The 25349-nt window shown below is 59.4% G+C and carries 16 protein-coding genes and 1 pseudogene; 4 read left to right on the top strand and 13 right to left on the bottom strand.

What is annotated here, in order from left to right:
- Positions 1–29: 29 nt before the first annotated feature.
- The 8 genes from PKO50_RS09325 to PKO50_RS09290 all read right to left on the bottom strand — a co-directional run bounded on the left by PKO50_RS09325 (position 30) and on the right by PKO50_RS09290 (position 11091).
- Entirely contained in the window at positions 30–227 is a 198-nt protein-coding gene (locus PKO50_RS09325) for a hypothetical protein (protein ID WP_275629470.1), read from the bottom strand.
- Positions 227–985, bottom strand: a complete 759-nt coding sequence (locus PKO50_RS09320) for a YCF48-related protein (RefSeq protein ID WP_275629469.1) — start codon at positions 983–985, stop codon at positions 227–229. The genes PKO50_RS09325 and PKO50_RS09320 overlap by 1 nt, the downstream gene beginning before the upstream one ends.
- Before the next feature lie 216 nt (positions 986–1201).
- A complete protein-coding gene (locus tag PKO50_RS09315) occupies positions 1202–2914 on the bottom strand; it encodes a DUF1302 family protein (protein WP_275629468.1) in 1713 nt (570 codons plus the stop codon).
- A 525-nt stretch (positions 2915–3439) separates the two neighbouring features.
- Entirely contained in the window at positions 3440–4921 is a 1482-nt protein-coding gene (locus tag PKO50_RS09310; protein WP_275629467.1) for a phosphotransferase family protein, read from the bottom strand.
- Between the two features lie 16 nt (positions 4922–4937).
- Positions 4938–5924: a hypothetical protein gene (locus tag PKO50_RS09305; RefSeq protein WP_275629466.1), complete on the bottom strand. Its 987-nt coding sequence runs from the start codon at positions 5922–5924 to the stop codon at positions 4938–4940.
- 254 nt (positions 5925–6178) lie between these two features.
- Complete coding sequence (locus PKO50_RS09300) at positions 6179–7474, bottom strand: DUF1329 domain-containing protein (RefSeq protein ID WP_275629465.1); 1296 nt, start codon at positions 7472–7474, stop codon at positions 6179–6181.
- A gap of 226 nt (positions 7475–7700) precedes the next feature.
- Positions 7701–9851 carry a 3-hydroxyacyl-CoA dehydrogenase NAD-binding domain-containing protein gene (locus tag PKO50_RS09295; RefSeq protein WP_275630448.1) on the bottom strand — a complete coding sequence of 717 codons (2151 nt, stop codon included), beginning with the start codon at positions 9849–9851 and terminating at the stop codon, positions 7701–7703.
- Positions 9852–9882: 31 nt separating this feature from the next.
- Complete coding sequence (locus PKO50_RS09290) at positions 9883–11091, bottom strand: acetyl-CoA C-acetyltransferase (RefSeq protein WP_275629464.1); 1209 nt, start codon at positions 11089–11091, stop codon at positions 9883–9885.
- A gap of 293 nt (positions 11092–11384) precedes the next feature.
- On the opposite strand from PKO50_RS09290, the gene PKO50_RS09285 reads away from it, so the two are divergent.
- Positions 11385–14048: a LuxR C-terminal-related transcriptional regulator gene (locus tag PKO50_RS09285; RefSeq protein WP_275629463.1), complete on the top strand. Its 2664-nt coding sequence runs from the start codon at positions 11385–11387 to the stop codon at positions 14046–14048.
- Between the two features lie 59 nt (positions 14049–14107).
- Here the strand turns inward: PKO50_RS09285 and PKO50_RS09280 are convergent, their stop codons facing one another.
- Together PKO50_RS09280 and PKO50_RS09275 are read right to left on the bottom strand one after the other, a co-directional pair.
- Positions 14108–15652, bottom strand: a complete 1545-nt coding sequence (locus PKO50_RS09280; protein WP_275629462.1) for an acyl-CoA synthetase — start codon at positions 15650–15652, stop codon at positions 14108–14110.
- Between the two features lie 71 nt (positions 15653–15723).
- Positions 15724–17171, bottom strand: a pseudogene (locus PKO50_RS09275) (aldehyde dehydrogenase family protein).
- A 138-nt stretch (positions 17172–17309) separates the two neighbouring features.
- On the opposite strand from PKO50_RS09275, the gene PKO50_RS09270 reads away from it, so the two are divergent.
- Positions 17310–18461: an acyl-CoA dehydrogenase family protein gene (locus PKO50_RS09270; RefSeq protein ID WP_275629461.1), complete on the top strand. Its 1152-nt coding sequence runs from the start codon at positions 17310–17312 to the stop codon at positions 18459–18461.
- Between the two features lie 50 nt (positions 18462–18511).
- Here the strand turns inward: PKO50_RS09270 and PKO50_RS09265 are convergent, their stop codons facing one another.
- A complete protein-coding gene (locus tag PKO50_RS09265; protein ID WP_275629460.1) occupies positions 18512–19114 on the bottom strand; it encodes a TetR/AcrR family transcriptional regulator in 603 nt (200 codons plus the stop codon).
- Positions 19115–19393: 279 nt separating this feature from the next.
- Here PKO50_RS09265 and PKO50_RS09260 point away from each other — a divergent pair, with 279 nt between their 5' ends.
- Together PKO50_RS09260 and PKO50_RS09255 are read left to right on the top strand one after the other, a co-directional pair.
- Positions 19394–20668 carry an aromatic ring-hydroxylating dioxygenase subunit alpha gene (locus PKO50_RS09260; RefSeq protein WP_275629459.1) on the top strand — a complete coding sequence of 425 codons (1275 nt, stop codon included), beginning with the start codon at positions 19394–19396 and terminating at the stop codon, positions 20666–20668.
- On the top strand, positions 20668–21159 hold the full coding sequence (locus tag PKO50_RS09255) for an aromatic-ring-hydroxylating dioxygenase subunit beta (protein ID WP_275629458.1): 492 nt from the start codon (positions 20668–20670) through the stop codon (positions 21157–21159). The genes PKO50_RS09260 and PKO50_RS09255 overlap by 1 nt, the downstream gene beginning before the upstream one ends.
- Before the next feature lie 33 nt (positions 21160–21192).
- Here PKO50_RS09255 and PKO50_RS09250 read toward each other — a convergent pair whose 3' ends face one another.
- Positions 21193–24246: an efflux RND transporter permease subunit gene (locus tag PKO50_RS09250; protein ID WP_275629457.1), complete on the bottom strand. Its 3054-nt coding sequence runs from the start codon at positions 24244–24246 to the stop codon at positions 21193–21195.
- Positions 24243–25289, bottom strand: coding sequence for an efflux RND transporter periplasmic adaptor subunit (locus PKO50_RS09245; protein ID WP_275629456.1), 1047 nt, complete (start codon positions 25287–25289; stop codon positions 24243–24245). The genes PKO50_RS09250 and PKO50_RS09245 overlap by 4 nt, the downstream gene beginning before the upstream one ends.
- Between the last annotated feature and the right edge of the window lie 60 nt (positions 25290–25349).

Here is a 25349-nt window from a genome sequence, read left to right as displayed (position 1 = left end):
TCGTTGTTTTTTCCGCGCCTGCTACAGCGTTAGAGCGACTCGATCCGCACACCTAAAGCCCCGACCAGGACGAGATGATGCCCATCGAGTAAGGCAGCACCGTAATAGGGCATAGGCCGCGCCAGCGACAGCAGCTTGAAAGCATGAGCACCTGGCTCGCCAAGCGAAACTTCGCCACTTTGTGAAACCACAAGCAGGCGACGATCTTCGGTCAGCAGTACCCGCATCAGGCTCCCCCCGTCGGCAGCGTCAAACGCTCCCACGTCCGCCCGGCATCAGTGCTGTGGAAAAAACTTCCGCGCATGCCAAAGGCATAGAGGTCATCACCGTCTACGGAGAGCACCCCAAAAAGGGTGCCGTTGTACGGTGTGTCAATGGAAAGGAAATGGCCGGCCACTGTATCCCAGCGCCACACATGTCCCTGTTCACCGGACAGGTAAACTTGAGTGCCATTGCCCGAGACCGAGTAGAAATGCCATTCCTGGGCATTATTGGTCAGGTGCATCTGTGGCTCCCAATTGCGCCCGCCATCCTGCGTCATGAAGATGCGGTTGAAGGTCCCGACCACATAGCCACGTTTTTCATCGGCGAAGTACACATCCAAGAAAGGCTGAGTTTCGTTGCCATCCGACAGCCGTTGCTCCTTGGCCAGATAGTCGGAGGCGCCCTGGAGACTGCCCACCCGGGCGCTGTAGTAATCCATTGCCAGTTTCGATGCCTGCAGGCCGTCGAGCTGTTTTACCCAAGATGCCCCCGCGTCGTCGCTATGCAGAACCACCCCGCCATGCCCAACGGCCCAGCCTTTCTTTGCTCCCACGAAAGTTACGGCAACCAGGTCGACGCTGACCGGGACGTTAGCCTGGGTCCAATTGTGTCCCTGGTCGTCGGAGTACAGAATCGCGCCCCGTAGGCCCACCGCCACCATCCGACTCCCGGCGCGAGCCACCGCCTGCATGGGGCTGACGCTATATCGATTGCTCTTCATCGCTGGCACCTCCAACGGCGGTTCGAAGGCCTGTACCAGAGGCGTGGCTAGATACAATGCAGCCAGAAACAAGCCACGCCAAAATACGCGAGACAGAGAAAAGTGATGAAGCGTGGCAACTGCAGGCATGACAAACCTCAGGTGAATGTTCTTGGATCCACTCGCTCCCCTCCAGCCTACCGCCAGCAACAACCTGGCGGCAGGCCGAAGGGACTATCAGAACGAAGTCTTGAAGGTCAGAGATACCCAGTCCCGATCCCAATACTTGCCCAGCGAGGCATTGCTCAGGCTGTTGACACCCAGCTCGTCCTCGGAATGTCTGGCGATGAAACCGTTGTACTTCAGATCGACCGTGTACCGGGCATAGATGTCGGCGCTCAGGCCCGCACTCCAGGTACCCTGCCCTTCATTGCTGCCGAACATCACCGGCGAGTTACCGTGCAGGCCCATGTCGGCGAACAGTGGCATGGATACGTCAATACCGGGGAACACTTGGTACCAGGTGGGCCGGAACATTACTGACGCACCCACTGCACCACGAGTTTGGCAGGCGATCTTGGTGGCGTCGTGATCGTTGGCGCAGTTATAACCTTTGCCGTTATAGTTCTGCGCGTTCTCGGTGACCTTGTCGAGGTACGAATAGTTGATCTCGGCAGTAAGTGAAGCCGCGTCGTAAAGCGGGCTTGCAGCGAAGGATGCTATTCCATTAAAGACGCCTGACCACAGCTTGCCGCGTGGAACCCAATCATCCGGATCGGTGCCCTTGGGGACATACAGGGAGAATGGCGTCGTAGACAGGACAGCATCCTGGCGGTAGGTCAGGTCGGCGCCCCACGAAATACCCCAGGCTTCCTTGGAGAGGCTGACGCCGAGCAATTTCTCGCGCTTGTTCGAAGAGTAATCGATGCCTGCGCCACTTGGCACGACACCTACACCAGGTACCACCCCAACCCGGGTGATCACCAGTTGCGGGAACCTGTTGGTGTACTCACGATAGTAGAGTCCCAGAGCACCATCCAACCACTCAGGCCTCCAACGCGCCGCAATCCCCCAGTCGCCGTACTGCTTGTCCGGCTCGTCGGACACCTTGAAAGGCATGCCGAAAACGCTGCCGCCGCCGAGGCTGACACCGTCGGCCGCTCCGAAGTAAGTGCCACCGTCCGGTAGCGTCATGGGCTTCCAGTCCAAGTAATACTGGGCCGCCACAGTCAGTTCTTGGTTCAGCTGTGCGCTCATGGAAACCTGGCTGATCGGCTTGAATAGCTCCTTAGCCTCGGTGCCAGGCGTGGTGATCGACTTGCGGATGTCCACCGGCCCCTGCTGGTAGGAAACGCCGTTGGAAATGGAAAACAGCGACTCGCCCCAGTAGATGTTGTGCTGACCAACCTTCATGTCGACCGGCACATTCCCCAGGTCGAAGCCAGTGAAGGCGAACGCATCGAGGATTTCTCCGGAAGGTCCGTTGTTCCAACGATTGGTATAACTGCTATAGCCGGAACCAGAACGACCAGCGCCCTCACCAACCCCGGAGGCGTCCAGCACCCGGTCACCCTTGATGTCACCATCGTAGGCCTGATCGTACCAGCCACTGGCACTGAGACGAGCCCCATGCCGCTGCTTGTAAATGAAGTCGACCTCGGAAAGGATATCGACCCGATTCGTGACGACGTCGCCAGCATTCGCGAACTTGCGATCCGACTGATACGCCGAGACGTCACCGGCGCCAGCATTGTTACCACAGATATTTTTGTCACAGTCATGAACCCGGAAACCCAGGTTGTAACGCACGGTGTTGTCCCAGCGCAGCGAATAGTCCGGGTTGCCCAGGTCAATGTTGAAAGCACTCGCAGGCCCAGCCATGCAGAACATCATGACGGGTGTCAGCAAGAGTTTGCCGCTCACCCCCTGGTATCGACTTACCATTTTCATATGTTGGAGTCCTTCTTATTTTTTTGTTCGCTCATACATACCGACATCGCGACGCACCCTTGCCAATCGAAGTGCCCAAGGGGATGCCCCGGACACTCATCATTTGCCATTCAACGTTACGCGCCAGGGAGTGCCCCCCCATCGTCGGAATGGACGAATCCACGGCCATATGTAAGCGTGCTACTACCGCAGAGCGAGTCTTCCCCGGCTCGATACATCGCATGGGAACCAAGACCGCCGCGGGAGATGCTCGAGTCGCTACGCTCGAATGTGTTATTTCTCAAACAGACCAATCGATAAGCCGATAGCGTCAGCCTACCTAGCTGATGAACCAGCAGCCCCACTTGGTATCGGGGCCCTGAGGAAGGGTGTGGAAAGCCGTAGAAGTACGCTGTGGGATATATAGCTCAATGGCACGCCAGGAAATTTGCCTTACTGCGCGCGACTGCATGCCTAAGGGAACCGTCAGTCTTGGTATCCAGCTTATCGGTATTGCTCTTTGGGCATATTGCGCCCTGCGAGAAGCTACTTATCGCGAGCATCATCGATGGCCATCCTGAGAGCCCGTGCAGCATGCTGCAGAATGCGCCCCATCGAATGCACGGCAATGGATGCGGTCAGGCAGTCGGTACGCAGCCCCTGCATGAAATATTGCCGCGCCCCGGCGATCATCACGCCGAACTTCACGACGAACATCCACACACAATAATAGTTCACTGCCTCTGGATCACAGGCGAGCGGATCGCCACCGGCCTCTAGATAGGCCTCGACGAACTCATCCCATGGCAGCGTATCCTCCGTCATCAACATCTTGCACTCTGCCAAATCAATGGCCGGATCATCCTCGCATGCAAGTTCCCAATCGAGGACAGCAGCCAGGCGACCATTGCGGGCCATCATATTGTGTACGCCATAGTCACCATGCGTCAGGCAGCGCGGCCTTCCGGTCGGCAGCGGATGCGCCCGCAACCACGCGAAGCCCAGATCGATCACCAGAGAGTTTGGCGCTTTGTCCATGGCCTGCCATTGGCAATATGCCTCATCCACCTCGCCGATACGCACAGCGGCAGGATCGTTTTCACCTATTGTCGTGCTGGCAGTAAAACGATGCAGACGCGCCAGTTCAGCAGCCGCATCGCGACCGAACTGCGCATTAATCACTCGTGCACTACGTGCCCGATCCCTAGCAAAATAGGTGCCCGCCGGAACGGCATCCGTGATCGCCTCCATCAGCATGAAGGCACCACCCAGGATGGCCACATCGCATTCAAGCAGATAAGGACGGGGCACGCGCAACCCGAGCCCGTACAATCGTTCGACGATAGGATATTCATTCTTGACCTGGGTAGCGGTCAGATTGCCGGGTAGATCAAGGCGCAACACCAAGCGGTCGGGAAGTACTGGATTCGGTTGCAGAGTAACAAACGCTGTCAGCTTTGCACTGCCGCCGGAGGCAACCTGAATCTCAGTCACCACATTGCCAGTCAGCTCACTAAAGCGATGCAATAGATAACCGTTGAGCTTGTCACGCAGAACTTCCGGATCCAAATCCGGCATCGAACCGGATGCAGTTACCTGCGGTGGTTGCACCGCGAGTTCGGTTGCCTCCCAGAATGCATGGCTTAGCTCGATAGCCTCCCGGAACCAGGCTTGTTGGCACGATCCCGCCTCGCGCAGCGCCATGCCTAGCGATAAATTCGCAGACTCACGCGCCAACATCTGTTGCAGAGAGTCCAAGGCATGATCGCCCCTGGAATACTGCGAATGAACGTCTAGCTCATCAACGAGAAAATCGGCGGCATCGCTTGTCAGTTTCGTCCATTGCGCCAACTGCTCGTCGGCAATACGCTGACCATCGCGAAGCTGTCCAATGAGGCGATTCAGCACTTCCAGCATCGACCCGGCGGTTTTCTTGACATGACTGGACTGCAGATCCGGCACCAACTCGTTCTGCAATGCTTCGCAGATGGTATTGAGCACCGGTAACATTTCGGCTTCACGTATCATCGAAAATCCTCAAAAGTCAGAGCGGCTGCAGCGACGCGCCGCGCTCACACCAGCCATAGCCAACATGGCCATCCCAGTTCAAGCGAATGGGCTCATCGAAAATTAAGGCATGACGTTCCTGTACGGCACCTGGCCCAGGATTGAAGGGTGCAGTCATGCTGACAGGAATCGAGCCCAAAACATCATCTACCTGACAAACCATTTCCCCCAGTTCACTGCGCAGTATCACGCGGTGCAGTTTGCCGTGATCGGTGGCCCCCTCGACGAACTCGATATGCTCGATGGTTGCCGGATATTGGCGACCGTCCTGCATCACCACCGCAGTGGAAAGCGCATGCCCCTCCACACCGTGCAAGCGAAAAACGTAGAGTTGGAAACTGAGACCGTTGTCGAAACGGCCATTGATCCAGCAATGATTGCGATAACGTGAGACATCACGCTGGCCGCGACTGTGGTCGCGGCAGGCATAAGCGGCGCGTATGTCGAACCCACCGCCGGCGTATTCGATACGCCCACTGCAATGGCCAATTTGTTCGATATGCATCGCACCAGCGATGCTAGTACTGTCGCTGCCATGGCCAGCGTGCATGTCCCAGACCGGCGCCGCTGCAACGAACTCGATATCGAGCTGCAACCGCTCGGTGCTGCCGCCCAGCGCACCTGGCTGCAGAAGCGCAGCAAAGTTTTGGCTCCATACCGGCCCAGAATAGGCGAGGTGTACGCGCTGCCCTGCCTCGACGATCTGGTAACGAGAGAAGGCACTACCAACCGTCACATCCTGAGGGCGCTGTCCGAAGTTTCGGGCGGTGAGCACGCGACCACCAGGCAAGCAGAGGTACAGTTGCTCCCGCCAGATCGAAGGATCGTGATACCACGTACCAATGCTATAGAGCAGGCCCAATCGGTGTTCTTGGTCATTCATCAGTAGCGCAAAATTTTCGCTCCACAGAGAAGTGCCAGGACCTTTCTCCAAGGGAACTTCCAAAGACGGATCGAAGCTCATGACATGTATGCTCCGATAGAATGGATCAAACGAGGCAACATTCCGCTGGCTGCCACAAGAAGCTCTCGACGCGCCCCCATGTACCGCATCACCTTTCTCATGTTTGCTCTCTCTATAGCGACATGAAATCCCCGGCTTCTGGTGAAACATGGCTGCAACCCAAGCTGGGGTTGCAGCCACATGGACTTACTTAGATCAGCGAATGCCGGTCTGGGCCATGTTTTCGGGCGACCAGACGGTTTCGGGGATTTCCACTACTTTATAGCCACCCCCTTGAACCCGCTGAACGCAGGGACCGTGTACGCACCACGCTCCAGATCGAGCGTCAGAGTGTTGTCCTCGATAACGCCATAGCCGAACACGTAATTTGGAATGCTCAACATCGAGTCGACACGGATCAGCTTGCCAGCGGTATCATAACTGTCGGCGATGCCCAGACCACTTGCATCTTCATCCAGATAGAAACGGCGTTTAGGCAGCAAATGGCGGAAGCCCGGTTTCAATGTGGCGTCGACTACCCGCACCCGGTGCAACTCCCAACGTATGCACTCCGGATTCGGGAAGTTCTTGGTAAACAGCTTGTCTTCTGAACAACTCTTGTAGTCGTAGACGGCGAAATTGTTATAGTTGATGAGTTTTTCCTGCACACCGACATACTTGAAGTCATAGCGGTCCTGCCTCCCTAAGAGCAGCCGCTGCTCGTCCATTGTCGTGATACCTCCTGCCACTGGCGAAGGTGTGTCGTACGACAAATCTGGCGCGAGCTTCACCCGGCGCTGGCCGGGCAGGTACTGCCAAGCGCGTTGCTCCCCTGCGAGGTTCGTGCGAATCATGACCAATTCGCCGTTTCGGCGAGCCGGTTCATAAACAGCGTTACGGACTCGAAAATAGTCGATAGTTTGCGAACTCTGCCCCGTATTAGTGGGCTCCGTGAAAGGATTGGAGGTCAGATTGTTCTGTGCATTGACCATGATGCGCCGACCGCTCCCATCGACCAAATACGAGCGGAGATTAGCGGCCAATTGAGGCGTGTATGGAAGTTGATGGTTCCATAACACTTCGTTTCCGGTCTTGGGCAGAGGGAACGGTAGGCCACCATAGCAGCCCTCAATGGCGGTACCGTCCTTTGCGGTCTTACAGGCATCCACGTTCTTGTGGGTATTGGCCAGGTAATAATCCGGAAAGCGCATGGTACGACGAGTCGGATAGACATTCATCTTGTACTCGGGGTAGCGAGCGAACAGCGCTTTCTGCCCCTCTGTCAAGCTATCGGCGTACTGCCCGAGATTCTGCGCGGTGATCGTGTATAGCGGCTTGTCGTTCCAAGGATCACAGAAGTTACCAGGCTCGCTCTTGTCATAACATGCCGGCAGGCCGATCGGCTCGCTGGTGTAGGCCGGGATAGTGCCATTGGCGCTTGCACCGCGTTGTGCGCCAAAGGCCGTCAGCTCAGGACCATCCAGTTGAGTGGCCTGGCAGACAGGTACGAACTGGACTGCACCACCTAGAACGGCAAGCGTCAGCACGCTGGCCAAGTTGCTTCGCTTCATATTTCCCTCTCTTGTTGTAATCATGGGCGGCGCCGCCGAGGCGGCGCCTGACTATGAACCACCGGACACGGGAATCGGCACCCGGCTTCCAAAAACACTTCAGACGTGCAGCAATCCGCTGGCGCTGAGCTTCTCACCAGGGCGACCTGGGGTCGCCGAGAGTACCTTACGTCCCAGGCTGGCTACTCGCGGTCGTCGGAAACGACGAATCCTGCAGGCACCCGGCCTAGCGCAGTTCCTCACCGCCGGCGATCTTCTCCAGCAGCAGCGTCGGCGGAGCGAAACGTTCACCGTAGCGCTCGTGCAGTGCACGGGTACGCTCCACGAAGCGCGAAACCCCATAACCATTGACGAACTGCAGGAAACCACCGGTCCACATAGGCGCACCAATCCCCAGGATCGAGCCGACATTGCCATCGGCCACCGAACGCAGCACGCCCTCCTCCAGGCACTTGACCGCCTCGATGACCTGACGGAACAGCAGGCGATCTTTAATGTCTTCGATCGGCAGATCGACTTGGGGGTTATGGAACCGCCCATAGAGTCCCGGCCAGATGGTTTTTTCCTTTCCTTCGGGATAGTCATAGAAACCACCGCCGTAGTGACGACCGGCGCGACCGAACTCTTTGATCAGAATGTTGCCGACCTCATCGCTGTGGCTATTGTCGAAGACGGTGGCGAACACACCCATTTCCTTCTGGGTTTCGTTGACCTTGCGCATCAGCTCCAAGCTGACCTCGTCGAGCACGGTCAGCGGCCCGACCGGCATGCCTATCTGCTTGCCGAGGTTGTCGATCAGCACCGGATCGACGCCTTCGAGGAGCAGCTTGCAACCTTCGTCGAAGAAACTGCCGAAGGTGCGCGAGGTGAAGAAGCCCAGCGAATCATTGACCACAATGGCGGTCTTGCCGATCTGCCGGGCAAAGTCGAAGGTCTTGGCCAAGGTTTCGTCGCTGGTCTGCTCACCGCAGATGATTTCAACCAGCGGCATTTTTTCCACTGGCGAGAAGAAATGAATGCCGATGAAATTCCTTGGGCGTTTCGACGCCTTGGCCAACAAGGAGATCGGCAGGGTCGACGTATTACTACCGAAGACGGCGCTGTCGCGAAGCTGCTCCTCAGCCAAAAGGGTAACCTTGGCCTTAAGCTCAACGCTTTCGAATACCGCCTCGACGATAAAGTCGGAACCTTGCAAGTCGACGTAATCGGCGGTGGGGGTGATTCGAGCCAGTGTTTCAGCCTTCTTCTCTTCGCTCAAACGACCTTGACTGACCAGCTTTTCCAGCAGTTTGCCGATATTTGCCTTGCCACGCTCAGCGTTCTCCAGACTGACATCGAGCAACACCACCTCAATCCCGGCCTTGGCCGCGACATGAGCGATGCCATTGCCCATCATGCCTGCTCCGAGAATGCCGAGCTTACCAACCTTGGAACGCTCAAAGCCCTTCGGCCGGCTAGAGCCGCCATTGACCTCGTTCATCTGGAAAAACAGCGTGTTGATGATGTTCTTCGCCTGCACGCTGGCCGCCAGACTGGTCAGCCCGCGGGTTTCCACCTGCAGCGCAGCATCGAATTCCAGCAGCGTACTTTCCACCGCCACTGCGAGAATACGCTCGGGCGCCGGCAGCAGACCCCGGGTACTCTTCGCCGTCATAGCCATTGCGCCGGCGATCATTTGCGCTACCTGTGGCTGTTGCGCACTACCGCCGGGAATACGGTAGCCCTTGCGATCCCATGGCTGGGCCCGGGCCTCTTCATTGCCCCCCTGGGCCTTGATCCAGGTCTTGGCCGCCGACAGCAGTGCCTCTGCCGTTCCGACCAGTTCCTCCACCAGCCCCGCCTCCAGCGCATCGAGCGGCTTTAATTTTCGTCCTTCGAGAAGCAACGGCAGCGCCTTCTCCAGACCGAGGCGACGCACCAGGCGAACAATGCCTCCAGCACCTGGCAGCAGCCCCAGGGACACCTCCGGCAGCCCGACCAGTGCCGTCGGCACGTTGAGGAGAATGCGGCGATTGCAGGCCAGTGCGATTTCGAAACCACCGCCCAGAGCGGCGCCGTTGATGGCGGCGACCACCGGAACAGGCAAGAGCTCCAGACGCCGCAGATCGTTCTTGGTCCGTTCGATCTTGGCCTGGAAATCCGCTTCGTCACCAGGCTTGAAGTCGAGCAGTTCGTTGAGGTCGCCACCGGCGAAGAATGTATTCTTCGCCGAGGTAATGATCACACCGGCCAAATCCGGCTCCAATTCCAAACGTCGTACAGTCTCGGCCATGCCTTCACGGTACAGTTGGTTCATGGCATTGACTGGACCGGGCATGTCCATGGTCACGGTGACGATGCCATCGGCATCCTTCTCATACTTGAATGCGTTCATGATTTGGATCTCGAAGTGAGGATGATGCGCCGACTCAGACACGTTCGATGATGGTGGCTATACCCATGCCGCCGCCGACGCATAGAGCTACCAACCCGCGCTTAAGGTTGCGGCGCTCCAGTTCATCGAGCACCGTCCCGACCAGCATCGCGCCAGTTGCTCCGATCGGATGCCCGAGAGCGATGGCACCGCCATTGACGTTGGTGATTTCCGCCGAGATGCCGAGGTCACGCATGAAGCGCAAGGCTACCGAGGCGAATGCCTCGTTAATCTCGAACAGATCGATGTCGGCGACAGTCAAGCCAGCCTTGGCCAACGCCTTCTTCGCCGCAGGCCCGGGGCCAGCGAGCATCAGCGTCGGCTCGGTGGACAGCACCGCCGTGGCAACGATGCGCCCACGCGGCGTCAGGCCCAGGTCGCGACCAGCCCGCTCGCTTCCGAGCAGGGTAGCGCTGGCACCGTCGACGATACCGGAGGAGTTACCCGCAGTGTGGATGTGCTCGATGCGCGCTACTTGGGGGTATTTGCGCAGAGCAACATCGTCGTAGCCGGCCTTACCCATCGCAGCGAAGGAGGGTTTGAGCTGGGCCAGTCCCTCCAGCGTGGTGGCAGGCTTGATGAACTCGTCGCGCTCCAACACCAGCAGGCCATTGAGGTCGCGCACCGGTACCACGGAACGATCGAAGTAACCGTTGTCACGAGCCTGCGCAGCGCGCCGCTGGGACTGCAGGGCGAAACGATCGATATCCTCGCGGCTATAGCCGTCGAGCATCGCCAGCAGATCGGCCCCGATCCCCTGCGGCACCGACTGCAGCTTGAAGGCGACTTCCGGGTCCTGGATCCAGGCACCGCCAGCGCTCCCCATCGGCAGGCGCGACATCGACTCGACGCCGCCGGCCACGATGAGATCCTCCCAGCCACTGGCGATTCGGCTGGCTGCCTGGTTGACTGCCTCCAGGCCGGAGGCGCAGAAACGGTCAATCTGCACGCCGGGCACGCTCTGGTCCCAACCGGCGTACTGTACCGCGCACTTGGCGATATCACCGCCCTGCTCCCCTACCGGCTGACCACAGCCAAGCACCACATCCTCGATCCGGGCGGTGTCCAGATCATGACGTTTCTGCAGCTCTCTCAACAGGCCCGCTGCCAGATGCACCGGTTTGACGGTGTACAGCGAACCATCCTTCTTGCCTTTTCCACGCGGTGTACGAATGGCGTCGTACACGAAGACTGACTGGGACATCGGGGATTCCTCTCAAGGATTTCGTCGGAATACCCGCAGCCTAGAAATCTCGATGCCATCGCACATCGTCGAAAGCGACGATCACCGGCCGCCCCCGTAGATGGACCATGCCTATGAGCGCATGATGGCCATTCATGGCGCCCAATATATAGCCTTCGAAAACGGCCCCAATGGATGGCATTTTAATGGCATGTTAAAAGGCACTTGATGACAGAGAAGGTTGCCTCATAACTTAAGGCTTCGAAAATAATAGGCGGGGAGTAGCACAGCAAAACCCTGCAGAAGGACTCGTAATGTCTTCGACTCAACGCTCTGCGCCCTACATCTCACGGACCAAGATCACGCCGCCGCCCCCCTCACGTTTCCAAGTACTGCGCCAGGCCATCCTCGATCGCGTGACGCAGACCGATTCCTCCCGAGCCATACTGGTCCACGCGCCGGCAGGCTTCGGCAAGACTACCCTGATGACCCAACTGCTCGCCCAATATCAACGCCAGGGCGCAGCTACGGTCTGGCTTACTCTCGACACCGGAGACAATGATGTCTCACGCTTCCTCAGCGGCTTCTCTTCGGCGATCGCCAGCCTCCAGCCAGATGCCACTCCAGACTTCTCGCAAATGCGCAATGCCGATCTGGTGTCCTGGATACTGGAACGCATCAGCGAATATCCAAGGCCCCTCGCAATCTTCTTCGATGACTTCGAAGCCATCCGCAATCCTGTGGTATTGGGCCTGGTCGCACGCGGCATAGAGGCCATTCCCAACAAGGCGCACCTGATCATCGGCAGCCGCACGCTGCCGGAAATCGGCCTAGGGCGGATGCGCGCGCGCGGCAACCTGATCGAGATCGATGCCGCCGGGCTGCGCTTCAGCAGCGAGGAGACCCAGGACTTCCTGACATTGCGGCGCGGCATGAACCTCAACGCGACACAACTGAAAAAGCTGCAGAACAGTACCGAAGGCTGGGCGACAGCGCTCTGGCTGGCCTCACTCGCGATGGAAAACCATGGCGACACAGACAAGTTCCTCGACTCCTTCTCTGGCTCCAACGCGGCCATTGCCGCCTATCTAGCCGAGGATGTCCTGGCGGCCCTGCCCGCACATCTGCGAGACTTTCTGCTCCGCAGCAGCGTATTGGACGAACTGAGCCCCGCACTCTGCAACGCGGTGTGCTCGTTGAATGACAGCCTGGAAAGGTTGCACGAACTGGAACGCCTGCAGCTGTTCCTGGTTCCCGTCGACGAGCAGCGCAATCTTTACCGCTACCACAGTCTGTTCCTCGACTTTCTCCGGCACCAATTGCAGCGCCGCCATGCCAGCGAACTACCGTCGCTGCACCGCGCGGCCTGCACGGCCTACCTCGCGGAGGGCCGCGCGATTCCTGCTATCCGCCATGCTTTGCTATCTGGAGAAACACAGACCGCCATCGATCTCATCTACCAGCATGTAAACAATCTACTCAGCCAGGGACGGCTACGTCTTCTCGCCGAATGCATAGGCCAACTACCCAAGGCGGAATTGCAGCGACATCCACGGCTTCGCCTGATTCACGCCTGGTGCACGGCCTTTACCTGGGGCCCACGGGAAGCCCTGGCCTTGGTCAACGAGATCGATGGTTCGGAGCTTGAAGGCGAGCCCGCCATGTACCTGTCCGCACTACGGCCAATGCTGCTGGTCATGATGGATCGCAACCAGGAGGCCCACGACCTGGGGCTCAAGGCGCTGGCCGAAGTGTCTACCGAGTATCCATTCGCCTGGGCCATGCTCAACCAAGCCCTGACACAGACCAGTATCATCCTTGGTCTCCATGACCAGGCGCATCGCTTTGTCGATGAGGCCCGCCGCGCCCAGAGCGAGTCGACCGGCGCCTTCGGCTTCGTCCTGGCGGAATCGGCGGAAGCCCTCCTGGACATGATGGCCGGTCGCCTGAAACAGGCGACGGCACGTCTGCGTCTGGCCAGTACAATGCTCGAGGCGTCTCGCCGCCGCGACCGCAATGGCAATGCACTGGCAGCGGTGCAACTCGCCGAAGCACTTTATGAAAGCGACGAATGTGCCGAAGCGCAGAAACTGCTGAGAATATTTACACCGCTAGTACAGGACCTTGGCCTGTCGGATGCCCTGATAACGGCTCATACGCTGATGGCCCGTATGGCAGAGGATCAGGGGGATCACGATCGCGCTCTGCAATTGCTTACCGAGCTGGAGACTATCGGCCATCGTTCTGGGCTACCTAGAGTCACCGCCAGTGCCCGACTGGAGCGGTCAATGGTGACACTCTCCCGTGGCGACCACATTGGTGCCATGGAGCAGTTGACGCTCGCGGAGCAGACATTCCCCTGGCAAGAAACCCGAGGGCATTGGTTCATCGGCAATGACACGCTAACCCCGTTCATCGCCCGGCTACGTTGCCTGATCCGAACCGGCTCTGCCACCAAGGCGATAGCCCCTCTTCGTAGCGAGTTGGCCGAAGCCGAACGGCAGCTGCGCGGCCGCAGAGCACTGAAGCTACGCATCCTGCTGGCAGAAGCGCTCTACGTGGACAACCAGACCAAGATGGCTCTGCGAACGCTGGAGCGCGCCCTCAAGTTCGCCCAAGCCGAAGGATACGTGCGGACCTTCCTTGAAGAAGGCCCAGCTATTCAAGTCATGCTGCAGGAGTTGCGTGACGAGCAAGGCGAAACAGGACAAAGAGAAAGTCTGGAACGCTGGTTGCGCCATAGCGCTCCAACTCAGCCCGAGACGACGACAGCGGCGCTGGTCGATCCCCTGACGCACAAGGAGCTGAAGGTGCTACAACTCCTCGGCCAGGGGCTCTCAAATGCGGCAATGGCCGAAAAGCTGTTCGTATCGGACTCCACCGTGCGCACCCATCTGCGCAACATCAACCTGAAACTGCACGCAAACAGCAGAACCCAGGCCGTGGCCATCGCCCGGAAGCTGGGCCTGTGCCCTTAGGAAGGAGCATCTCGCTCCGCAGCCAGGCCGTGATATTTCACGGCCTGGCGAGCATCATCCTAAGCCAGGCGAGCCCGATATTCGTCGCGTAACAACCGTTTGAGCAATTTTCCGTTGGGCTCCCGCGGCAGGCTATCGACAAAGTCAATGGCGCGCGGGCACTTGATCGGGGACAACTGTTCACGACAGAACGCAACCAATTCCTCCCGCAGAGCGTCGGAAGCCTCTACACCGGGCTCAAGCTGAACGACAGCACGGACTTCCTCTCCCAGGTCGCTGTGCGGCGTACCGATTACCGCTACGTCGAACACCTTGGGATGAGTGGCCAGGACATTCTCGGTTTCCTGCGGGTAAACATTGACGCCGCCGGAAATGATCATGTTGTTCTTGCGGTCAGTGAGGAACAGGAAGCCATCCTCATCCACGTGCCCGATATCACCGACAGTGGCCCAGCCCTTGTCGTTGTACGCTTCACGAGTTTTTTCCGGAGCTTTGTGATAACTGAAGCGTGGGCCATTGGCAAAATACACCAGCCCGTCCTGACCGGGGGGCAGCTCCCGACCATCCTCATCGAGAATATGCAGCTCGCCGAGCACCGCATGGCCTACCGTACCCGGGCGCTCCAGCCAGGTCTTGCTGTCTACCATGGTGGAGCCGATGGTCTCGGTACAGGAATAGAACTCGATAAGGATAGGGCCCCACCAGCGGATCATTTCCAGCTTGGTCGGTACCGCACAGGGCGCGCCCGCATGCACGGCGACTTTCTGACTGGACAGGTCATAGCGCTCGCGTACCTCCCGGGGAAGCGCGAGCATGCGATGGAACATGGTCGGCACCCATTGCGAATGCGAGACACGATAGCGCTCCACAGCTTTGAGCGCACCTTCCGCATCGAAGCGCTCGGCCAGTACGAGAGTACCGCCCAGGCTGGTCATGCCCTGCCCCCACTTCATCGGCGCGGCGTGGTAGTACGGGGACGGCGAGAAGTATACCGACTCGAGCCCTACGCCGAAGCCGCGCTGCATCAGACCGGCAATCACCCCGGTACTGCCCAGCGGGAGCCCGCTGAGCACCGGTTTGACCCCCTTCGGCCGGCCAGTGGTTCCTGACGAATAGAGCATCTCGCTGCCCTCTACCGCATCACGGATCGGACTACCGTCGAACGCCGAGAGCGCATCGTCGAACAGCTTGATCCCAGCGACCGGATCGAGGCTATAGATCTGAGGCGGACTGGGAAGTGCACGGACCGCCTCGATGACTGCTGGGGCGGTCTTGGCACTGACTACCAGGACTTGGGCCTCGCAGTCCTCCACTATGTAGGCCGCCTCGGCACCGGTAAGGCGCGTGCTAATGAAGGTGTAGTAGAGTCCCGCGTAGTGCGCCCCCCATTGCACGGCAGGGCATTCCAGCCGGTTCTCCAGGCAGTAGGCGACATGGTCCCCTGGCTTGAGGCCGAGCCATTGATAGAGACGGCCAAGGCGATTGGCGAAGGTATCCAGCGCGCCGTAGCTCAGCACATCTCCCGTCTCGGCCATGATGACGGCAGGCTTTTCGGGCGAGTGTGCGGCATGCGCACCGGGGTACAGAAGGGGCTTTTCACTCATAGGGGTGGCCTCTTGGACGTTAGCTCTGTTTTTTGTGACGGCACAGGTAATTGCGCTAGCTCATGAGGTGCTCAAAGACGCTTTAGCATCCAGCCGAGAATCCTGGCTAGCCGGGGGGTATAGGGCGGGAAAAACAGACGAGCGAGCATGACTCGCGTTCTGACGATGGCACGTTCGTGAGAGAAGGCACGAATGCCCCATTCGCCGTGGTAACTGCCGATCCCGGAATTATTGACGCCACCGAAGGGCAAATTGTGGTGCAGGAAATGCGCCGCCACATGGTTCACGCAAGTACCACCAGCGCTGGTTCGGGCAATCAGCGCATCGATAGCGTTCTCCTCCCGGGACCAGATATACAGTGCCAGGGGCTTGGGCGCAGCGTTGATCCGTGCGATCACCTCATCCAAGTGTTGGAAGGGCAGGATCGGTAGTAGCGGGCCAAAGATCTCCTCCCGCATGATGCGTGCATCGTCGGGCAGATTGTCCAACAGAGTCGGCGAGACGAAGTGCGCCTCAACATCCACTACACCGCCATAAAGGACGCGTGCACCTCGACTGCGTGCATCATCCATGAGGGCGGCAACCCGCTGGGTATGACGAGCGTTGATGACCCGCGACAGAGGTGCCGCCTTGGCCGCAGCGCCCTCCCCGTACCAGGCATCGAGATTGGCCCGCAGGCACTCCACGAAGCGCTCACGTACGGCCTCATGCACATAAATGTGGTCCGGCGCGATGCATGTCTGACCGCTGTTGATGAACTTGCCCCAAGCGATGGTCTTGGCCGCCAGTTCGACGTCCGCGCTACGATCGACCACCACCGGTGACTTACCCCCAGCTCGAGCGTGACGCTGGTCAGATGCTTAGCCGCCGCACCCATGACCAGCTTGCCGATCTCCGGTGAGCCGGTGAAGAAGCTATGGTCGAACGGCAGCGCCAGCAGAGCTTCGGCGACACTGGCGTCCCCCTCGAAGATGGCCACCTCAGACTCGTCGAATACCGCCCGGACGATCTTCACCAATACCGCCGACAGCTTCGGCGCGATCTCCGAGGTCTTGATCATCACCGTGTTGCCACAAGCGATGGCCGGTACCAGTGGTCCCAATGTGAGAGTCAGCGGATAGTTCCATGGAGCGATGATGAGGCAGCGCCCCCGCGGCTCGTAGCGAACCCAGGCCGAGGTCCCCAGCATCATCATCGACGGTCTGACCTTGCGTGGCTTCAACCACTTGCGCAGACGGCGACAGCAATCGGATATATCCATGAGCACCGGCATCAGCTCGGTGAAGTCGACCTCCACTGGCGGACGCTGGAAATCCTGGGCAGCGGCTTCGATGACCATGTCGCGGTGCGCGAGGATAACCTCGCGCAGACGCCTGAGCTTGGCGATACGCTCACCGACGGTCGAGCCCCGCAGGCGCAGCGCTGCTTCGCGCTGCGCCTCGAATACCCGCTGGATGTCCTCCGCCAACTGTGGCGTCAAAGCCCCCGGGATAGTGAAAGAAGTCTCGACAACAGACATGGCACGCCTCTCTGGCCATTTGAGTTCTTCCATCATCGCTTGCACGACGCCAATGGAAATCGTCGTAAACGACGACACTGCCTCAATGACTCCCCGCCTAGCATTCGGCCATCGGCCCATACATGCACGGATATCCCAATGATCGACGGCTACCAACCACGCTGGATGAATGAAGAGCTTCTGGCATTGCAAGACATGGCACAGCGCTTCACCGCTGAGGAGGTCACCCCCCACCAGGAACGCTGGCACACTCAGGGCGCGACTGACCGGGAAGTGTGGCTGAAGGCCGGAGCGGCGGGCATCCTGCTGCCAGACATTAGTTCAGACTACGGCGGCTCGGACGGAACATTCGCCCATGAAGCCGTTCTCGCTCACCAGTTGTGCCTGAGTGGCGACACCAGTTGGCGCTGCGGAAAACAGATCCATGTGATCGCCGCGCACTATATCGAGCGCTACGGAACCGAAGAGCAGAAGCTTCAGTATCTGCCGAAACTCGCCAGCGGCGAGTACATCGCCGGCATGGGCATGACCGAACCAGGTGGCGGCACCGACCTACAGAACATGCGCACCCGTGCCATCAAGCAGGGCGACCACTACTTGATCAACGGTGCCAAGACTTTCATCACCAACGGCTCCACCGCCGACATCCTGGTGCTGGCAGCCAAAACCGATCCGAAGCAGAAAGCCAAGGGCGTCTCGCTGTTCATCTTCGAAACCCGCACCCCCGGCTTCCGTGTCGGCCAACGGCTGAAAAAGATCGGCCTGCATGGTTCCGATACTTGCGAACTGTTCTTCGAGGACTGCCTCGTTCCGGAAAGCGCCCTCCTCGGTGGCGCCGAAGGACGGGGCTTCTATCAGATGATGCAGGACCTGACTTACGAGCGGACTCTCACTGGGGTGAACTGTGCCGCTGTCATGCAGCACGCCTACGAAGTTACCCGCGATTATGCCAATGATCGCCACATGTTCGACAAACGCCTGATCGACTTGCAACACGTGCGTTTCGAACTGGCCGAAGTGAAGACCGCCGCCACGGTCGCGCGAATCTTCGCCGACTTCGCCATCGAGCGCTATCTGGACGGCTCCATCACTACCGATATCGCCTCGATGAGCAAATGGTGGATCAGCGAACAGCAGTGCGAAGTGGTTAACCGTTGTCTGCAGCTGTTCGGCGGCCATGGCTACATGCTGGAGTACCCCATCGCCCGCATGTACGTCGATGCCCGTATCGAGCCGATCTACGCCGGCGCCAATGAAATTCTCAAGGAACTGATCGGCCGAGCACTCTGACTCCCAAAGCACAGGGCCGTGGCAAGCGGCCCTGTGTCCGTGGCCCCAACTCAGTGCCATTCGGCGCCCTCGAACCCCCGCAGAAACAGCTGCGAAATCCGCGCCGCCAGCTCCTCCGGTGACACCGTACCGTCCCTTTCATACCAAGTGAATGTCCAGATCACCATGCCGAACAGCAGCATGGCATAGGGAACTCGTACCTGCGCCGGCTTCATCAGACCGGGGTTGACTTCCTCCAACAAGCCAACCAACAGCCCCACCAGACGATTCTCCATTGCCCGAACCTCTCGGCGCTTGTCCTCAGGCAGGAAGTTAACGTCGTTGAGCAGTACCAACTGCTCGCTTCGCGAAGAGACTCCTTGCTCGACGAAAGCTGCGACGAACCGGGCAAAACGGGCACTGGCGGGCAATGGCTCGGCGATCGCCTCGGCGAGCGTCTCATACATTGACTCGACGTATCTCATAGCGATCGCGAACAGTACTTCTTCCTTGCTGGTGAAATAGTGATACAGCCGGGATTTCGAAGCACCACAAGCCTGCGCGATATCGATCATGGTGGCGCTGCCGAAGCCTTTTCGGGCGAACAGATCGGCCGCGCGCTCGAGAATCAGGCGTTTCTTCTCATCGTAATCATCAGCACGTACTCGGCTCATGGCACTGGCAAGCTCCTGTCACTGGACTGATCGCACCTGGCGATCCTGCACTCAGTCCGCATCCTATTGATCCTGTTCGGCTTTTGCCAGGGCATCAGCCCGTCCGGCATGCATCTCACTGTTCTCTACCGTGTAAAAAATTGACCCAAATCAATAGGATGGTGAACAGCCATTTAATAGACCGTCCAGACGGTTTATTTTTAGAGCACTTGGCTCCGGCCAGGCTGCCGCTCCTGATGAGAGCGAACTAACAAGAGTCAATTCCGAGGTAGAAAAGAGATGCAAGATCACCAGACCTCGCCCGTGCCGCAATGCCCGGATCTCCAATCGCTGATACAGATCGACAAGGTGCACGGCTCGATTTACACCGCCCCGCAGATCTATGCCCAGGAGCTACGCCAGATTTGGCAACGCACATGGGTCTATGTCGGCCACGAAAGCGAGATTCCCGAGCCGAACGACTTCATCATGAAATCCATCGGCCCCGAGCCGATCCTGATGACACGCGATCGCGACGGGCAGATTCACCTGCTACATAATCGCTGCCCGCATCGTGGCAACAGAGTCTGTGACGAGCACCGGGGAAACGCTCGCACCTTCACCTGCAACTACCATGGTTGGAGCTTTGGTAACGACGGCAACCTGCGCGGTTACCCCTTCCCCTCCGGCTACCCGGACGACAAGCGCAAGGAACTGGGCCTGGGCAAAGTGCCTCGGGTAGCCAGCTACCGAGGCTTCGTCTTCGGCTCCCTGGCTGAGGATGGCCCCTCGCTAGAGGAACACCTGGGCGGCGCCAGGGCGGCACTCGACAATCTCTGCGACACCTCCCCCGAAGGCGAGGTGGAAATCACCGCCGGCTTCCTCCAGCACAAGGTAATGGCCAACTGGAAGTTCGTGCTGGAGAACGAGACCGATGGCTACCACCCAGCCTTCACCCACGCCTCGATCTTCGAAGTGGCAGACAGCCAGATCGGCTCGCTGTACGTGGACGGCTCCACCGCCGTGACCCGTTATTTCGGCAACGGCCACGCCGAGGTCGACCTGCGCCCCGAGTTCCGCAAGCGAGACGAGCCCATGAGCTGGTTCGGTACCAGCGCCGAGCGGCTGCCCGATTACACAGCCAGGATGCAGGCCGCCTATGGTGTGGAGAGAGCACGGCAGATCATGATCGACGGCACGCCGCACATCATGATTTTCCCCAACCTGTTCATCGCCGAAATCCAGATGTTCGTCATCCAACCGCTTTCGGTGAACGAGACCGTGCAGCACGTCACCGCCTTGCAGTTCAAGGGCGCGCCCGACCTGAACCGGCGGCTGCGCCAGCAGACCATGGGCTCGGTGGGGCCGGCCGGCTTCCTGCTCGCCGACGATGCAGAGATGTACGAGCGCTCTCACGCCGGGGTACAGGACAAGAGCCCGGAATGGGTGTACCTGGGCCGCGGCACGCACCGCGAACGGACTGATGAGAATGGCTACAAGATCGGCGAAGTCACTGACGAGGTGCCCTCCCGGGGTATGTGGCAGTACTACCGCGCACTGATGGAGGCCGTGTGATGCAGGACACTATCCAACGACTCGCCCAATTGCACGACATCAGCCAGTTCCTCTATCAAGAAGCGCGCCTGCAGGACGAGCACCGCTTCGCCGAATGGGAAGCCCTATGGACCGATGATGCCATCTACTGGGTGCCAGCCAATGGCGAGGCTCCCGATCCGGAACGGGAGATGTCGATCATCTACGACAATCGCTCACGCATCGCCTTGCGCATCCGCCAGTTCTTCACTGGCAAGCGCTTCAGTCAGATCCCCCGCTCACGCCTGCGTCGTGTGATCGCCAACATCGAGTTGCTCGGAGAGAACGCCGAAGGTATCCGCGTTGGTGCCAACATGCTGCTGTTCGAATCGGGACGCCGGGGCGACTCGATGTGGGCCGCCCGTAACGAGTACTTGCTGCGCCAGGAGCAGGGGCAATGGCGCATGGCCTACAAGAAGGTCGCCCTGGTCAACAACGAAAGTGCCTTGTTGACCATGGCCTTCCTCATCTGACCTGCAGGAACGGACGGCCCAGGGCTGTCCGTTTCACTTCGCTTCGATTCGGAACCACATCGCATAGAGCGACGGTACCAACAGCAGGGTAATCAAGGTGCCCAGTGCAACACCACCGATCAGAACGAAGGCGAGCGGCCCCCAATAGGCGTCGTGGGTGAGTGGAATGAACGCCAGTACCGCCGCGATAGCGGTCAGCACCACTGGTCTAGCTCGTTGCACCGCCGCCTCCACAACTGCCTCACGCGCCACCATGCCGACCCGCAGATTGTCATTCACCTGCTGGGTGAGGATCAGCGTATTGCGCATGACGATGCCCGCCAGTCCCGTCAGCCCGAGCAATGCGACGAAACCGAACGGCTGGTGGAACACCAGCAACGCCAGAACCGCGCCGACAAGTCCCAGCGGTGCGGTAATTACGACCATGAAGGTGCCGGAGAACGAACGCATTTGCAGCATGATGAGTACCAGCATGCTGAGGAGCATCAGTGGCTGCAGCTTCTGGATAGACCGGTTGGCCCGTTGCGAGGCCTCGACAGTACCAGATACCTGCAACTCGTAGCCTGGCGGCAGCTCAGCGCGAAGTGGGGCTAGGCGTTTCCACAGCGCATCGCTCACGTCATTGGCCTGCGCTCCCGCCACGTCGGCCTGAATAGCCAAAGCTCGCTGGCGCATGAAGCGTCGGATTACTGGTTCTTCGAAGCGCACCTCGAAGTGACCGAGTTGCCCCAGGGGCAGCTTTCGGTTGTCCGCAGTGGTTATCTCGACCTGTGCCAAACGATCGACTTCTAAGCGACCAGGCGGCCGCTTCATGCGCGCCACTACATCGACCGTACGGACATCCTCACGCAGCCGGGTTACGTTCACTCCGTCCAGCTGAAACTGCAGTGCCTGTGCCACTGCCTGAGGTGTCAGCCCGAGGCGGCGCAGACGCTCGCTGTCCATCGCCAGATGCAACACAGGCACCCGCTCCTCCCATTCCAAATGTGGGTCGACCAGATTCGGTTGGCTGGCCATGAGCGTCTGGATACGACGACCGAAGTCGCGCAGCACCTGCGGGTCTGTTCCCAGTAGACGGAACTCCACCGGCCATGTCACCGGCGGACCATATTGCAAGCCAATGACCCGGACGCGCGCTTCGGGAAAACGACCTTCAGCCGCGGCCTGATTAATTCGAGCAATGACACGGTCACGGGCTTCGGCATCCTGGGCGACGGCAATTACCCGAGCGAATGCCGGATCGGGCATTTCCGGATTGGCGGCAATGTAAAAGCGCGGCGCCCCGGCCCCGATATAGGAGGAAAAGGTCCGTACATCCGCCATCGGAGCCAGCAATGTCTCCAATCGCCGCACCACCTGATCAGTAGCCTCGATACCACTGCCCCGAGGCAGGTAGACACTGATCATCACTTCCGGTCGGTCCGACACGGGGAAGAACTGCTTTTGCACCCACAGCACCATCGCCACAGCCGACAGGACCAGAAGCCCGGCGGTAACAACGATCACCAGCCTGCGCCGATGTACGCACCAGGCCACCGTACCACGCAAGAGACGATACCCAGGGGTGTGGTAGGTTTGACCATGTCCGCCGGTTGCCGGTGAAGCATCAGGCAACAACGCGACACCTAGATAAGGTACGAAGATCACCGCCACCAGCCAGGAGGCAACCAGTGCGATGAGAAGAACCCAGAACAGGTTACCGGCATATTCGCCAACCGAAGAGTGGGCGAAACCGATGGGCAGGAATCCTGCAACCGTGACCAAAGTACCGACCAACATGGGTGCGGCGGTCAAACTCCACGCCTGAGCCGCAGCCTGAAGCCGTGGATAGCCGGCCTCCATTTTTACCAGCATCATCTCCACAGCGATGATGGCATCGTCGACCAGCAAACCCAGAGCGATGATCAGCGCTCCCAGGGTGATACGGTCCAAGTTGATGCCCTTGGCCAGCATCGCCACGAAAGCGATACACAGTGTCAGCGGAACCGCGATCCCCACTATCAGCCCTGCCCGCCAACCGATGGCCAGAATGCTGACCGCGACCACCACTAACAACGCAATCACGAACTTGATCTGGAATAGATTGACCGCCCCCGCTACTTGCTCAGCCTGGTTGCTCAGGATGCGCAGCTCCATTCCCAGGGGCAGGGCCTGGCGCTGCGCTGTAATGAAAGCGCCGAGCTGGCGACCCAATTCCAGGCCATTGGCGCCGTCGGTCATGACCAAGCCGAGCAACAGTGCGTCCTGCCCCTTGGAGCGGACAAGGTAACTTGGTGGATCCTCATAGCCACGGCGGATGCTGGCGATATCTGCCAGCCGTACTAGGCGCCCGCCAACGCTCAAGGGAACCGCAGCCAGGCTCTCGAGATCGGCAAGATCGGCATCCAAACGCAAGTACAGGCTCGGTCCGCGTGTTTCCAGACGGCCAGCCGGCAACAACCGGTTGTTGGCGTCGATGGCGGCAAACACCGCTTCCGGCGATAGTCCAAGATTACTCAGGCGAGCGTTGTCGAACTCGATGAATACCCGTTCCTGCCGCTCGCCGAGGATCTGCGCCTTACGCACTCCGGGTAGACGCTGCAGCGCGTCGCGTAGCGTTTCAGCGTTGCGACTCAGCTCGTGCAGCGGCATGCCTGGTGCGCTCAGGGCGATCAGGCTGAAATACACATCGCCAAAATCGTCATTGACGAGTGGCCCGACCACTCCAGCCGGCAGGGTAGCAGCCTCCTCCTCCATGCGCTTTCGTACCTGGTACTGCAGGGCCTGGATCTGCTCGCGAGTGGTATAGTCCTCGAACTCGACCTGGATGTACGCCTGTCCCTGCAGGATAGTGGTTTCAATGCGATAGAGATCGCTGACCTCCTGGATGCGTTTCTCCAGGCGATCAACCACCTGATTCTGCAATTCCTCGGGGGTTGCCCCTGGCCAGCGCACCGTGACGATTATCGCCCGCACCGTGAACGCCGGATCCTCGGCACGCCCCAACTCGAGAAAAGCATATGACCCGGCTCCCAAGGCCAGTATCAACAGGAACAAGGTTACTGCGCGCTCGCGAACGGCCAAGGCCGACAGGTTCGGAAAATTCATCGCGGCAGTTCCCGCACCTGCATATTCTCGCTCAGCAAGTGAATTCCCAAGGCAACAAGGCGATCGCCCACACGCAGAGCCCCACTGACTCTTGCCCGCTCGTCGTCGATCTGCAGGACGCTGACCGGTACGGAATGAACCTGGCCTCCGCCGTACAACCAGACTCTTGCCCCCTGACCGCGCTCACTCAAAGCTGACAAGGGAATGCTGAAGCTTTCCGTGCTCGCCGAAGCTCTGTGGAAGCGGGTACGCACGACGCTGCCCAGCGCCAACTGCGTAGCCGGCCCAACGAAAGCATAACGTACCCGCAGCGTGCCACTGGCAGCATCGACGGCGCCGGCCCGCTCTCGCAGCGTCAAGGGTTGCGGACCTTCGGCCAGGAGAATCTCGCCACTATCGGGTGGTACCAGGTTCTCGGGAAAGTGCACCTCCACCTCGGGCTGCCCCGCCTGTGCCAGGACTGCGATGGCTTGGCCAGCCCTCACCACCTGGCCTACCTCGCCACTGACCTCCAGCAGAACACCCGCCGCGGGAGCACGCAGTTGGCCATAGTCGAAGGCATTGCGCGCTTGATTGAGCAGGGCGCGTGCCGCATCCCGACGCCCGCGGGCCTGGTGTGCAGCGTCCTCGACCGCCTGCAGGGCCTGAAGACTGATGAATTGCCGAGCCTGCAACCGACGACTGCGGACCAGTTCGGCTTCGCTCGCGTCCAGCCCCGATTCGGCCGCCGACAAGGTCGCTTCGGCTGCTCGCAATGCTTGCTGCAAATCGCGCCGATCAAGCTCGAACAACACCTCCCCGGCAGCGACTCGCGCCCCGGCATCGACCTTGCGTGCCAGTATCCGTCCAGATACCTGAAATGCCAGCGGAGACTCGACGCGGGCACGCACCACGCCTGATAACCCGAGCACGGCATCGGAATCAGGAAGCACCTGTTCCGTCTTGACGAACGGCACGACGCTGGCCGAAGCGGGTGCCTGGGAGTTCCCACAGCCCTCCAGGGCCAGCATCATCGCGCCACAGAGAAACAGAGGAACACGCATGATCGTGGCTCCTGAGCACAAAGAGATAGAGGACGGCGGAAGAAAAGGCTGGCGGGTCGC

It is taken from the genome of Pseudomonas sp. 273 (assembly GCF_029201425.1).
GTDB classification, from domain to species: Bacteria; Pseudomonadota; Gammaproteobacteria; order Pseudomonadales; family Pseudomonadaceae; genus Pseudomonas; species Pseudomonas delhiensis.
Note: the sequence above shows the minus strand (reverse complement) of the source record. Positions and strands in the feature narration are given on the sequence as shown.

Excerpts from the sequence above, each read along its gene's own strand:
- PKO50_RS09325 (WP_275629470.1), bottom strand. The coding sequence starts at position 227 with ATGCGGGTACTGCTGACCGAAGATCGTCGCCTGCTTGTGGTTTCACAA.
- PKO50_RS09320 (WP_275629469.1), bottom strand. The coding sequence starts at position 985 with ATGAAGAGCAATCGATATAGCGTCAGCCCCATGCAGGCGGTGGCTCGC.
- PKO50_RS09315 (WP_275629468.1), bottom strand. The coding sequence starts at position 2,914 with ATGAAAATGGTAAGTCGATACCAGGGGGTGAGCGGCAAACTCTTGCTG.
- PKO50_RS09310 (WP_275629467.1), bottom strand. The coding sequence starts at position 4,921 with ATGATACGTGAAGCCGAAATGTTACCGGTGCTCAATACCATCTGCGAA.
- PKO50_RS09305 (WP_275629466.1), bottom strand. The coding sequence starts at position 5,924 with ATGAGCTTCGATCCGTCTTTGGAAGTTCCCTTGGAGAAAGGTCCTGGC.
- PKO50_RS09300 (WP_275629465.1), bottom strand. The coding sequence starts at position 7,474 with ATGAAGCGAAGCAACTTGGCCAGCGTGCTGACGCTTGCCGTTCTAGGT.
- PKO50_RS09290 (WP_275629464.1), bottom strand. The coding sequence starts at position 11,091 with ATGTCCCAGTCAGTCTTCGTGTACGACGCCATTCGTACACCGCGTGGA.
- PKO50_RS09285 (WP_275629463.1), top strand. The coding sequence starts at position 11,385 with ATGTCTTCGACTCAACGCTCTGCGCCCTACATCTCACGGACCAAGATC.
- PKO50_RS09280 (WP_275629462.1), bottom strand. The coding sequence starts at position 15,652 with ATGAGTGAAAAGCCCCTTCTGTACCCCGGTGCGCATGCCGCACACTCG.
- PKO50_RS09270 (WP_275629461.1), top strand. The coding sequence starts at position 17,310 with ATGATCGACGGCTACCAACCACGCTGGATGAATGAAGAGCTTCTGGCA.
- PKO50_RS09265 (WP_275629460.1), bottom strand. The coding sequence starts at position 19,114 with ATGAGCCGAGTACGTGCTGATGATTACGATGAGAAGAAACGCCTGATT.
- PKO50_RS09260 (WP_275629459.1), top strand. The coding sequence starts at position 19,394 with ATGCAAGATCACCAGACCTCGCCCGTGCCGCAATGCCCGGATCTCCAA.
- PKO50_RS09255 (WP_275629458.1), top strand. The coding sequence starts at position 20,668 with ATGCAGGACACTATCCAACGACTCGCCCAATTGCACGACATCAGCCAG.
- PKO50_RS09250 (WP_275629457.1), bottom strand. The coding sequence starts at position 24,246 with ATGAATTTTCCGAACCTGTCGGCCTTGGCCGTTCGCGAGCGCGCAGTA.
- PKO50_RS09245 (WP_275629456.1), bottom strand. The coding sequence starts at position 25,289 with ATGCGTGTTCCTCTGTTTCTCTGTGGCGCGATGATGCTGGCCCTGGAG.